9 protein-coding genes are annotated in these 12,966 nt (G+C 51.8%); 3 read left to right on the top strand and 6 right to left on the bottom strand.

Annotated elements, in window-relative coordinates; genetic code table 11:
- Window positions 1–11: 11 nt before the first annotated feature.
- The 4 genes from AC0LWM_RS17460 to AC0LWM_RS17445 all read right to left on the bottom strand — a co-directional run bounded on the left by AC0LWM_RS17460 (window position 12) and on the right by AC0LWM_RS17445 (window position 6,233).
- Window positions 12–1,736, bottom strand: a complete 1,725-nt coding sequence (locus AC0LWM_RS17460) for an ABC transporter substrate-binding protein (RefSeq protein ID WP_474676257.1) — start codon at window positions 1,734–1,736, stop codon at window positions 12–14.
- 27 nt (window positions 1,737–1,763) lie between these two features.
- Complete coding sequence (locus AC0LWM_RS17455) at window positions 1,764–2,663, bottom strand: carbohydrate ABC transporter permease (RefSeq protein WP_474676256.1); 900 nt, start codon at window positions 2,661–2,663, stop codon at window positions 1,764–1,766.
- A 19-nt stretch (window positions 2,664–2,682) separates the two neighbouring features.
- Window positions 2,683–3,606: an ABC transporter permease gene (locus AC0LWM_RS17450; RefSeq protein WP_474676445.1), complete on the bottom strand. Its 924-nt coding sequence runs from the start codon at window positions 3,604–3,606 to the stop codon at window positions 2,683–2,685.
- 329 nt (window positions 3,607–3,935) lie between these two features.
- Window positions 3,936–6,233 carry a helix-turn-helix domain-containing protein gene (locus AC0LWM_RS17445; protein WP_474676255.1) on the bottom strand — a complete coding sequence of 766 codons (2,298 nt, stop codon included), beginning with the start codon at window positions 6,231–6,233 and terminating at the stop codon, window positions 3,936–3,938.
- A gap of 199 nt (window positions 6,234–6,432) precedes the next feature.
- On the opposite strand from AC0LWM_RS17445, the gene AC0LWM_RS17440 reads away from it, so the two are divergent.
- Window positions 6,433–7,272 (top strand): helix-turn-helix domain-containing protein, encoded by an 840-nt coding sequence (locus tag AC0LWM_RS17440; RefSeq protein ID WP_474676254.1) that lies wholly within the window; start codon window positions 6,433–6,435, stop codon window positions 7,270–7,272.
- Between the two features lie 64 nt (window positions 7,273–7,336).
- On the opposite strand, the gene AC0LWM_RS17435 is transcribed toward AC0LWM_RS17440, so the two are convergent.
- Window positions 7,337–7,906, bottom strand: coding sequence for a hypothetical protein (locus AC0LWM_RS17435; RefSeq protein ID WP_474676253.1), 570 nt, complete (start codon window positions 7,904–7,906; stop codon window positions 7,337–7,339).
- Window positions 7,907–8,097: 191 nt separating this feature from the next.
- Between AC0LWM_RS17435 and AC0LWM_RS17430 the strand changes: the two genes are divergently transcribed.
- Together AC0LWM_RS17430 and AC0LWM_RS17425 are read left to right on the top strand one after the other, a co-directional pair.
- On the top strand, window positions 8,098–10,218 hold the full coding sequence (locus tag AC0LWM_RS17430) for a sensor histidine kinase (protein ID WP_474676252.1): 2,121 nt from the start codon (window positions 8,098–8,100) through the stop codon (window positions 10,216–10,218).
- A 34-nt stretch (window positions 10,219–10,252) separates the two neighbouring features.
- Window positions 10,253–10,861, top strand: a complete 609-nt coding sequence (locus AC0LWM_RS17425) for a response regulator (protein WP_474676251.1) — start codon at window positions 10,253–10,255, stop codon at window positions 10,859–10,861.
- 93 nt (window positions 10,862–10,954) lie between these two features.
- On the opposite strand, the gene AC0LWM_RS17420 is transcribed toward AC0LWM_RS17425, so the two are convergent.
- Window positions 10,955–12,961 (bottom strand): c-type cytochrome, encoded by a 2,007-nt coding sequence (locus AC0LWM_RS17420; RefSeq protein ID WP_474676250.1) that lies wholly within the window; start codon window positions 12,959–12,961, stop codon window positions 10,955–10,957.
- Window positions 12,962–12,966 lie beyond the last annotated feature (5 nt).

The raw sequence follows: 12,966 nt of genomic DNA, 5'->3' as shown, positions 1-12,966 counted from the left end.
CCAAGGGTTCGTTATTTCTTGGTCGCGTCGTAAGCTTGCTGATAAATCTCGAGTAATCGGCTCAGCTTCATATCCTTTAACGTCTGCACGTAGCTGTCCCAATCCTTGTCAAGATCCGCGTCGCCGGTGACGAAACGGGCGACCATCTCGGTGCGGTAATCGTCGAACGATTTTTGCAATCCGGCAAGCTCCCCGGCCTGCTCTTCCGTGAAGACGAGCGGAGGTACGATGATGCTGACGTCCGGTTTGTATGGCTCGTATTTCTGCTTCGTTTCCGTATACAGAATGACTTCGAGGTCTTCCGGGCCTACCGCCTTCTGGCTCAAGCGAAAATCGTCGGACAGGTTGATCGGACCGAGCTCTTCCCAATACGTATTTTGCGTTTTCGGACGGTTCGGATCAACGATCGGCGCCCATTTGGCCGGCTGGCCGTTGATGCCGATGTCGCCTTCTTTCGCTTTTTCCCACGTATCGCCTTCTTTGCCTCTCGACAAACGCATCGTATTGTCCCAAGTATACAGCATATCCGCCAACCGGAATGCGGCTTCGGGGTTTTTGGCCGATTTGGTAATGACGAATTCCCCCGTATAGTAGGAAATCGGATTATAGGCAGCTAGCTGCACGCCGTTTGGTCCTTTAAGCGGCGGAACGGCCTTGTAGCCCAACCATCGCTTGTTGTTGTCTTCACCCAGCGAAATAAATTCGCCTTCGAACCCACCCGGCGATACACCCAGCAGCACATCGCCCGGATTGTTGCCGATCGCCATCAACTGGTTTTTGTCCTGCGTGAGTGATTCCGGAGCAAGCAAGCCGTCCTGGTACAGCTTGCGGAGATACTTAAGACCTTCCTTCCATTCCGGCTTGTCGTAGACGATATCGATTTTATCGCCATTCATGATCATGCTGCCCGAGTTCGTCTTATTATTGTAGATAAACGAGTTCATCAGGAAATCGTCGACGCCGGTAAACCAGCCGTTCGTCGCGTTCGAGGAAGCGAACGGAATTTCGTCGGGCTTGCCGTTGCCGTTCGGGTCTTTCTCCTTAAACGCCTTCAATACGTTATAGAACTCATCCGTCGTTGTCGGCATGCTTAGGCCCAGCTTATCCAGCCACGGCTGGTAGATCCAGAGCTTCTGCGGCATCGTGCAGTGGAAGCATTGATTCACCTTAGGCAGCGAATAAACGTTGCCGTCCGGCGAGCTGATCGTTTCCTTGAACAACGGCAGCGTCTCCATCAGCTTTTTCGTCTCCACGCCGTATTTCTCGATCATGTCGTTTAACGGGAGGAACACGCCTTGCCCGCCATAAATGACCTCTTGCGTTTTGTTCACGCCCATGCCGATCAGCACGTCGGGATATTCGCCGCTAACGAGCATCAGATTGAGCTTTTCGGCCACGTTTTTTTGCGGCACGATCGTCCACTCGATGTGGATGTTCGTTTTCTCTTCCAGTTCCTTCGTGAACTCGTTCGTCGCCATGTCTTCAACGCTGGTGCGCTCGGACGCCATCACCTTCAGCGTGATTTTATCTTTGACGATCGGATATTCGCCTGCCGGCGAAACGGCTGCATCATCCGTTGTTGCAGCATCCTTCTTGTCCCCGCTTGTATCTTCATGATTAGCGCCCTTTTGCGACTCCGCGGCTTTATCGGAATCGTCCACGGATTTGGTGCATCCTGCAAGCACCAGCGTGATCGCGAATAGACAAACAAGCAGCAGTGAACCTAATCTTTTCAAGATAACCGTCCCCTTTACATGTGTGAGTTAACCTTTCAATGACCCGATCATGATGCCTTTGACAAAATGTTTCTGGACAAAAGGGTAAACAATCAATACCGGAGCCGACGCAATAACGATCAGCGAATATTTCAACAACTCGCGCAAGCCGTTCCGTTCGACGATATCCGTAATGCTTGATGACAGCATGGAGATGTTGACCTCATTCTGGATCAGAATGTCGCGCAGAACGACTTGGAGCGGGTACAAATCTTTGCTGCTTAAATAAATGACTGCGCTAAAATATTGGTTCCAATAACCGACGGCGCAAAATAACGCGATAACCGCAATAATCGGCCCGGATAACGGTACCACGATTCGCGTAACAAACCGGATGTCGCTGCTGCCGTCGATTTGGGCAGCCTCCAGCAGCTCGCTCGGGATGCTGCTCTTGAAATAAGTCCGCATCATGATCGCGTTCCACACCGACAGCGCGCTTGGAATGATAAGCGCCCAGCGGGAGTCGAGCAAACCGAGATCCTTCACGAGCAGGTAACTCGGAATCAAGCCGCCGCTGAACATCGTGGAGAACACGAACAGCATCATGAACACGTTCCTGCCTTCAAAATCGTTCCGGGACAGCGGATACGCCGCCATAATCGTAAATACGACGTTAACGATCGTTCCGACACCGGCATAAAACAATGAATTGGCGAAGCCGACCCAAATATACTTGTATTCCAGTACGGCTTTGTAGCCTGCTAGCGTAGGTTCGACCGGCCACAGCCAAACCCGGCCCGACATGACGGCGCTGGACGAGCTGAACGATGCGCTGAGCACATATAGCAGCGGATACAACACCGATAGCGTAAATAAAAGCAGCACAACATAGTTGATGGCCGTAAAAACCCGGTCGCCGTTCGACAGTCTAATCGATTTGACGTTCATTTGCATCTCTCCGTTCGTTTTACCATAAGCTCTCCTGCTTCGCCCGTTTGGCGACTTGATTGACGATGCCGAGCAGGACGAGCCCCACGACCGATTTGAACAAGCCGATGGCCGTCGAATACGAATAATTCGGAATGACCGAGACGAGACCGACCTTGTACACATACGTGTCGATCACTTCCGACGTACGGAGATTCAGCGGATTTTGCATGAGCAGTACCTTCTCGAACCCCGAACTCAAAATGCCGCCCGTACTCAAAATAAACAAAATCATCGCAATCGGCATAATGCCGGGCAAATCGATATGCCATATGCGGCGGACGATCGAAGCTCCGTCCACGACGGCCGCTTCGTGAAGCGAAGGATCGATGCCGGTTAGCGCGGCCAAATAAATGATGCAGCCGAAGCCGACATTTTGCCATAGATCGGACACGACGTATAATGTCTTGAAAAATTCCGGTTTCGCCATCAAATCAACGGCATCCAAACCAAACGATTGCATCACCCGGCTCAAAATGCCAAGGCGCGGATTCAGCAGCTGCAGCATTAACCCGACAATGACAACGACGGATATAAAATGCGGCGCGTACGTAATCATTTGGACCGATCTTTTGAAGAAGGACCGATTGACGTAGTTCAAACCGATCGCCAATATAATCGGAAACGGAAAACCCGCGAGCAGCGCATATACGCTCAATAGCAGCGTATTTTTCATGACTCGCCAAAATTCGGGCGATTGGACAAAAGCCTCGAAGTGTTTAAAGCCAACCCACTCGCTGCCCCATATTCCTTTTGTTGCGATAAAGTTCTTAAAGGCGATCTGAGCTCCGTACATCGGGTAATAGTTGAACAGCAGGATGAATGCCAGCGGCGGCAGGAAGAGCAAATACAGCTGCCAGCCTCTTCTCATTCTTTTGAAACGCTTCCATATTGTCGCTCGCATCGGCAGCTGCAGCTTGCCTCCGTCGGGCGATATTTTCGTTACGGCGCGCACATGGATCTCCCTCCTTGCAAATCGTGGTGAAATGCTTGAATTGACATCAGATTCAGCAATTTCAACTTACAGCACCTGCGTTCCGTTTGTAAATTCGCAAGAATTCAGAGCATGTGCAATTGCTTCGGTGACCCGTCGGAATACGCGATTCCGGTTTCGTTTGCATTCGTTCTCCGTCTTTGCATTCGTTAGGATCGTTTGCGGGTAAGGAAAAGAGGCCCCCCAAGACGCTCCTTCAAGAGCGATCGGGACAGCCTCATTAACAATGTTGAGTCCAGCTACGTAGCCATTTGGCGATACACGGTCGCGCTGATGCCGTTAATCCGTTTGAAAGCGCGGCAAAACGTGCTGGACGAGCTATAGCCGATTCGGCTCGAGATGGCATGGATCGGCAGTTCGGTATGGGCGAGCAGCTGCTTGGCGTTTCCCATCCGAATTTCCTCGACATACTCGATAAAGTTGATCCCTTTCCGGTCTTTGAAAAACTGCGACAAATACGTTTCCGACATGTTGAATTTTTCCGCCACTTCCGTCAGGCACAAGTCCGAGCGGATATAATTGCCGTCGATATATTCAATGATACGGTCGATCAAATCGGTATTTTGACTTTTTCTGCGCAAGCCGATCGTCGCCGAAATTTGTCCGAATACTTGCTTCAGCCGTTGGAACGATAGAGACAAGTTTTCATGCGCATGCATATCCGAGATTGCCGCTTGAATCGTGCCGGACAACCCCTCATCGTCGAGCGCGGTCTGCTCGGTAAGTTTCATCGCCGTGCCCCACATGTTAAAGACGAGCAGCCGGACAATATATAATGACAAATGCATGTTCCGGTTATGTTGAAAAATATCGTTCAACAGCTCTTCCGCCTCATCCTGTTCACCGGCTTTAATCAAATTCATCAGACGGAGCTCGACGTCAGGGGGATAATAATAGCTCGTGCGCTCCGAAGACAGCTGATGGAACCAGATCGTGTCGCTGCCGATTTCCCATTGGCGTTCATTCATCGCCTGGCGCGCTTCTTCGTAGGAACGGGATATTTCGGCGAGCTTGCCATACATCCCGCCGACAGCCATGAGCGGCGTCATTTGGTGATGCTCCTGCAAGCTGATCTTCATCCGTTCGAGCAGCGATTCCAGCTGTGCCTGGCATTGCTGCGTCTTCGTAACGCCCAAAGCCGCGATAATCGCGATCTTATCCTGCTCTACGTCATGACAGATGCAGTGGCCATAAGGCTGCCGGGAGAGCAGCTCCTTCACCATGATTCGCTTGATCTCCAGTTCCTTCAGGATATCCGGGCTTAGCTCGCCCTCATAGGATTGCAGTCGGAGAAGTATCACCGCATATCGATTTCCTTCGAAGCGGATCCCCGTATGCTCCATCACGGTGCGCAGTTCCGCCTCCGAGGTGAAGTCGCCTTTCAGCAGCCGGCCGTAAAACACGGCGCGAACAAACGGCAGCTGTTCCTGGAGCTTCGCCTGAAGCTGGTGGTTATTGCTTTCCAGCAGCGAAAAATTCGTTTCGATCAGCTTGTATTCGCTGCCGAACCGGTATTTGGCCCCGTCGGATCTCTCCACGATCTGCAGCACCAGGTTCCGGATCGGCTTGCTCCGGCGGTAGGCTACGGCGCATATCGCAATGATGCCGAACAGCAGAATAAAAAATAAAGCTGCCGTAATGTTGCGGATATAGTTGGCCTTTTGCAACACGATATTAGGCGATTGGGCAACGACGAATTTCCAGCCCTTCGTATCCAGCGTCGTATACGTAATCATCATGCCGTTCGTCGCGTCGGATGCTTCAATAACTCCTTGTGCGCCCAATTGCTGCTCGAACTCGGAAATACGCCCGCCCTCATTCGATACCGAGCTGATGATCCGGCCTTTTTCGTCCGTAATGTACGCCCAGCCTCCTCCCTGAAGGTCAAATCCGCGCAACAGCTTTTGAATTTCGTTGTTATCGATCAGTAGAAGCACAACCCCATTCACGTAACCCGGATAACCAAGCGACCGAACGTAATGGACGACTGCGGTTGGTCTTCCCTTAAACACCGCTTCTTTGGCCGGAATGTATTCATTCTGGTAGAAATGCCCCAGCATGACGCTCCGCCAGTCCTCACCTTCCATCCCGTTCTCCCGGTAAATCTGGTCGGCAAATTCGCTGTATTTATAAGCGTTATTGGGCGATAGAACAAGCCCGCTGTTCTTGTATAGAATATAGTAGCCCAGCATAAAATTGTTGGACGTTCCGTAGTCGTAAAGCTCGTTTGCCGTTTCGCGAACCTTGTATGTATTCGCGCCGATAAACGGGTCGGTCACTCCTTGGAAAGCGCTTACTTTCGGGCTTGCCGCAATTTGCTGCATGATCGCGTCGAGCTCCGCCAATCGGCGGTCCAGAATGCTTTTGCTTTGCTCCAGCAGCGTGACATTGTTGCTTGTCACTTCTTCTTTGACGATCGTGACCGTTTTGCTATACACGATAATACCTACAATAACCGGTATGATCAGAATAATTGCATAGGAAGCCAGAAATGTCGCAACGATTTTCGTTTTCTGCCGTCGTTTGTCCGCGATCATGCGATTCCCTCCGATGGTCGATTTGTCCGTTCGCAGCCGGCTGCATGGGCGCAACGTCGGTCTATACAGCCGTAGGATGCAACCGATCCGTATGCCGCCACACGAATATACAATGATTTTAGTATGTTTTTTCGGTAAAAGGGATGTATAATACTAGTGCGTTTTTGTCTAATAATAAGCTACTATCATAGGTGATCCCATGGAGCCGAACATCTCCCATTTCCTGAACCGCTATCTTGAAAATTTGCAAGTGCAGCTTTTCGTATGCAGCTATACGAAGGTGGAGCCGGATTGGTTTTTGGCCGACTCCCCGGAAAACTTCAACCGCCTGTATTACATCGTCGAGGGCGAAGGACGCATCAAAATCGACGATGATGAATATGCGCCGTCTCCGGGACAATTGTTCTTGCTGCCCGCCGGTACGAGACATTCCTTCTCTACGATCAGCGACAACACGTTTACCAAGTTTTATTGCCATTTCACCGCCACGGTGGGCGACATCCCGTTATCGCAAATATTGAAGCTACCGCATTATATCGAAGTAAGCAAGAAACGAACCGTCATGTCGCTGTTTACGAAAATGATCAAGCTGTACAACGAAGGCGGGCTCTCCGCCCCCACTCGAATCAAAGCGATCTTGTTCGAGCTCTTGTCCGAATTTATAGACCGGGCCGAATCGGATCCAAGCCGGGTCGGCGCGATGCCTTCTTTCCATAAAATCAATATCGTCCTGGAGTATATCGACCGTCACTTGACGGAACCGATCACCGTCGATACGTTAGCGAAGCTCGTTCATTTTCATCCGAATTACTTCATGCCCTACTTCAAATCCATTTTGGGCGTTTCCCCGATTGCTTATGTAAACAAAAAAAGAGTGGAGCAGGTTCAATACCTGCTCCACCAAACCGAGATGTCCATTTCGGAAATTAGCAAAATGATGAATATGGACATCTATTATATGTCGAAGCTGTTCAAGCAATATACCGGCTTCCCGCCGAGCAAGTTCCGCCGTCTCCGCCACGATCCGCCGCTTGATTGAAGGCGACGAAACCAAATCGGGTACGGGACCCAGTTGTTTCAAGGTCATCCGTATCACAAATGGATTATCGGTTATGCGCAGATTGAACGACATTATTCATGTACATTCTTTTGACCATAACAACTCCCATGCCCACATACGACAACCCCCAGAAGAGAGCGCCCCACTTCTCCATCATAGGCAATACAGGTACGATCATGCTCAGAAGCAGCAACACAATGACCCACCGCGGAAATATTTTCGCTCGAAACGTAACATAGGTGAAACAAGGCATTCCGATAAACATGCCGAACATGATCACCACCTTCGAGATGATGACGAACGTGTTAGGTTCGGTCAATAACATTTCACCCGTCGTCCCGGATGCCAGCAGAGTCCAGATCATACACCCTGTGATGATATTAAAAATGACGAGCAGCAGCGAGCTTATGAAGCCAATTATCCCGGACTCCCGTTGTGCCAAAAACAGACCGATTGACGAAATACCCATCAGCACGCAGGCAAAAAAGCCGAAGATCAGCTCTTGAACGCTGTCTGTTCCCCATACCAATGAGGTCGGCGTCATGCCGATCCTGCTCACACCCGCGGCAATAACCAGAATGCCAAACCATTTCAGAATACTTTCCATTTTCATCGTCATAACCTCCATCACTTTGTTGAAATAAGCATAACAGACGGGAATTCCTACCCCATAGAGTATCCGGTTCACATTCATTCGGAAAAAATCGGGATGCGATCGGGATGATTTGGGAAAATGGGCAAAAACGCACATGACGGAAGACCGTTTTGTTATAATGAGGAAAGTAATGAGAGGCGGCTCATCGGATGAAATCGTTGTACAAAGTGAGAAGGTTTGTAACCGTCGCAATCATTGGATTATTATGCTTGTTGTCCGTCGGCATTTATTTCCGCAGCGTACCGATTTATTATCAAACGTTAAGGACGCAGTGCGTTTTCTCTTCATGCGAATATGCTCCCGCTCCTCCAACTACAATAGCGGCACTTTCGGACGCGGGGTTAAACGCCGACTCGTATTCGTTTCTATTCGTGGCCATCGACGGTTTCCTGACCTTATATTTCTATATAGCTGCTGCGATCGTTCTGTGGAAAAGCAACCGGGAACCGATGGGGTTGTTTGCCGCATTCATGTTGGTGAGCTTTGGAACTGTATTTACGTCCACCGTGCCAATGGCGGGATACGGCAGCTCGCTCATGTTTTTTTCCGGCTGGAGTTCCTTCGTCTTGTTTTTCCTCGTCTTCCCGGATGGGCGCTTTACGCCCCGGTGGACTTTTATTGCGAGTGTCCTTTTTATCGGCCTCTCAAGCTTCGGACTGATATTTCCCGAAGGCGGCTTAGCTCTGCAAAATTGGCCGATTTGGCTGAAAGGCTTTACGCTGCTCATTTTCCTAGTCGTTATCTTCGGTACGCAGCTGTACCGTTACAAGCGTATTTCGAATTCAGCGGCCAAGCAGCAAACAAAATGGGTCGTCTACGGCTTTTCCGTTTCCTTAATCGGCTTCATCTGTATTAATGTCGTTTATACACCCGATGTAACACACGGCGTTTTGTCCTTTTTATACCTGAACCTCATCTTGAATCTATGTATTGCCATCATTCCGACGACATTAACGGTCGCTATATTGCGCCATCGGCTATGGAACATCGACCCGCTCGTCAATCGAACGATCGTCTACATCGGTTTGTCCCTTTGTGTAATCGGCATCTACATCGTTGCCGTAGCCTATTTAAGCCGAGTATTCCGCACAAACGACAACGTATACGTTTCTTTATTGGCTACGTCGCTGGTAGCCGTATTGTTCGCGCCGATGAAGGAACGGTTGCAGCGTTTCGTGAACCGGCTCATGTACGGCAAACGAAACGAACCCTTCTCCGTATTAACCGAGCTTAGCCGTCAGTGGGAAAAACCGATGTCGTCGGAGGAAATTATCGCAATCGTCGTCCAGACGATTCGGCATTCTCTAAAACTGCCTTATGCGGCTATCTCTACGTTGATAAACAATCAGGATACCATCGTCGCTTCGTCCGGGGAGTCCGATTCGGCGCCTTCGGTTCTCCCCATCGTACACAGGGGGGAAATTGTCGGGCAGCTGCTGGTCGCGCCGCGTTCTCCCCAAGAATCATTCACGCCCGAGGATCGGTCGCTGCTCGACATTCTGATCCGTCAGGCAGGTCCCATTGTTCAGGGCGTTATCATGAACATGGGAATAAAAGCGCTGGCGGAGGAGGTGCAGCAATCGCGGGAAAAGCTTGTATTCGCTCGCGAAGAGGAACGAAGGAAGCTAAGGCACAATTTGCACGATGATTTGGCCCCACGGCTTGCCGCCCTTGCGCTCGAAGTTGCGGCAGCGGAGCGGCAAATGCGCAAAGACCCTGAAATCGCGGTTAAGATGTTATCCGAATTGCGCAGCATCATTCGTTTGACGGTCGACGATATCCGAACCCTTGTGCATGGCCTTCGTCCGCCGTTATTGGATGAGCTGGGGCTCGCCGGCGCAATCCGCGAGCGGGTCGGCGAGCTGACCAAGTCAACGCGTCAATTATCGGAAGCGATGGCCGGAACGGCATGCGCCGTACAATTCGAGTTGGGGGAGCCGCTTCCTCAACTGCCTGCGGCGGTTGAGGTCGCCGCTTTCCGCATCGTGACGGAGGCCGTCGTCAATATCGTACGTCATGCACAAGCGACCCGATGCACGGTGCATGTGTCAGTCGGCAACGACCGGCTTCACATCGAGATAAGCGATAACGGCATCGGACTCAGTGCGACGCAAGCGTCATCCCGAAACGGCGGCATTGGCATGTTTTCCATGCGGGAGCAAGCAGCCGAGTTAGGAGGGGCCTGCCTATTCGAGCCCATAAAGGAAGGCGGCATGCGCGTCGTCGCCAGCCTTCCCTTTGAATCGGATGAAAATATTGTTAGCGGATGATCATCCCCTGTTTCGCAGCGGAGTTCGCAGTCTATTGAAATCAACTGACGATATGGAGCTCATAGGAGAAGCTTCAAATGGCGATGAAGCAATCGACAAAGCGGTCGCGCTTGCTCCGGACGTCATTCTGATGGACATCAGAATGCCCGGCACAAATGGAATCGAAGCGACCCGCAAAATCATGGAATCGCTCGCCGATACGCACATCTTGATTTTGACCATGTTTAAGGACGATCAATCCGTATTTGCCGCCATGAGAGCCGGCGCGCGAGGGTATATGCTGAAAGATGCCAACGAAGAGGAGCTGCTGAACGGCATTCGAATGGTCGCAAGCGGAGGCGCCGTATTCGGTGCGGATATCGCCTCCCGCATGATGGATTATTTCACGTTCTCCCGGACGACGGAGCCTGAAGATCCCGTTTATGCCGAGCTTACGGCCCGCGAGCGAGAGATCCTTGCCCTCATCGCAAAAAATGCGACGAATGCGGAAATTGCAGCCAAGCTACACCTTAGCTTGAAAACGGTAGCCAATTATGTGACGAATATACTGAACAAGCTCCAAGTTGCGGATCGTACTGAAGCGAGAAGGTTTGCTCATCAATGGAATATCCACAATAATTACGGAACGGATAGCGAAAAATAAAAGCCGATGCCCCTAGGGCATCGGCTTTTATTGGTTTTAGCTAGGGATTTCAAGGGATTTCAAGAGGTTTCAACCCTTGTATATCGAACGGCTTCATTCGATCTGCTGCAAATAAGCGACCAAATCGTCGAGCTCTTGCTCGGTTAAGTCCGCCGTATTGCCGTGTTTGTTCTCCTTGTTCCGCGTTGTCAGCACATCGCGCAGCGTAGCTGCGCTGCCGTCGTGCAAATACGGAGCCGTCGCCCATATGCCGCGCAGCGTCGGCGTATCGTAAACGTGCGGCGAGCGCGGATTGGTGAAGTTCGCTCGCGCATCGCCGGACGAGCCGATATCCTTGGAAGTTGCGGTGCCGACATCATGCAGGAACTGCGTGACGTCCGTCGTCAGCTTGCCGGTGCCGTCCGTCGCCTTCACGCTGTCGGTGAACTGCTCGCCCGCATGGCAGGCAAGGCAATTGGCCTTGCCCTTGAACAGCGCCTCGCCCCGCTTCGCTTGCTCCGTCATGCTTCCGTCTTCGTTGCGGTAAGGGCTCTTCGGCACCGGGAACGAATCCGGATATTCCAGATAAGCCTTCAGCGCCTCGAACATGTCTTCGGCTCCCTTCGGCAGCGGTTTCCCCGGGTCTACGCCGTCCAAGCCGCCCATCTCGCCCTGCACGGTCAGGATGTAATCGGCAAAATCATCGCGGCTGCCGTCCCACATAAACAGTCCCGTCTTCATCGTCAGCACGTTGCTCGGCGTATTGCGAGGCCCTTTGGCCGTCGTAAACGTCAAGCCGTTCACTTCGCCGCCTGCGTGGCACGAAATACAGCTCATCCAGTTTTTCCCGGTGACCGGGAATTCATCGCTATTACCGCTGTAAAAAATCGTTTTGCCCTTGCGTACAAGCGGCGGCAGCGGATCTTTGGCGATCAAAGCGACGTTTCCGCCGTCCACCTTCGCTTCCGCATGGTCGTCGTGCCCGCCGGTTGCAATAACCGCCAAGTCATGGCTCGTCGCATTGTGCACATATAATGTGCCGTCATCCGGCGAAAGCGCCATGTTCAGCGGATTGTTGCCCGGTATGCCGCGCAGAAGCTGAGAAGCTTTGCGCCCGCGCTTCAAGTCGAACACGATCAGATCCTCGCTGCCGGACATGAGCGTATAAACTTTGCTTCCGTCGGACGAAAAAGCGATGTCCGCCGGATTGGAGACGATCATCGTTTCGTTCAGCGTATTTTTGACGTCGATTTTATCGAACAGCTGCTTGCGGTCGCCGACAATTTCTTCGTCTTTCGTCATGTCGAGGACGGAGATGGCCGGAAATATGGTCTCCTCGAATTGAATCGGCGTGTCGACATTGGTGAGCAAATGGGATACCCACGCCGTCTTTCCGTCCGGGGCGATGCGAATTTGCTCCAGCGTATTCGGAATGCCTTGGCTTTTCTTGCGATCCTTCTTGTTCGGCGATTCCGCCAATTGAATCGTCTTGTTCACCGTTTTCTTGTCCGTATCGATGACGCTGACCCGCCCCGACAAATAATGAACGGCGTACAGCTTGCTCCCGTCGGCCGTTAGAGCCAGCGCGCGCGGGAAGTCCTCGACTTTGATCGTAGACGCCGTCATTCCTTGCTTCGTATCGATGACGGAAATCGTGGAAGAACGGTAATTGGTCACATATAGCTTCGACAAGTCGGCGCTGCCGACAATACCGAACGGTTCGATGCCCGTCTTGATCGTTTTGACGACCTTGCCTGCAACGAGATCGACCACCTCGACGGAGTCCGTATAGCGGCATGTGACGTACAGCTTGTCGCCGGCTTCGTCCAGAACCAGCTGCTGCGGCTCGCGCCCGACCGCGATTTCGCTGAGCACCTTGCGATCCTTTGCATCAACGACGGACACGGTGTTTACGTCGCCGTTCGCCGTATACAGACGCGTTCCTTCCCGGTTCATGACGACGCTGTCGCCGGAGACCGGCCCAAGTCGATCCGGCACTGTCGTTTTCGAGCAAGCGCTGAGCCCAGCCCAAACAAGCAAACATGCGATCGCGCAAGCCGCATAATACAACCATCTCGTCCGTCCCGGCGTTGTTCCGTTATTCTTTGCGTTGCTTTCCAAGCCGT

It is taken from the genome of Paenibacillus sp. sgz302148 (assembly GCF_056120465.1).
This window is presented reverse-complemented; position numbering and strand designations above follow the sequence as displayed.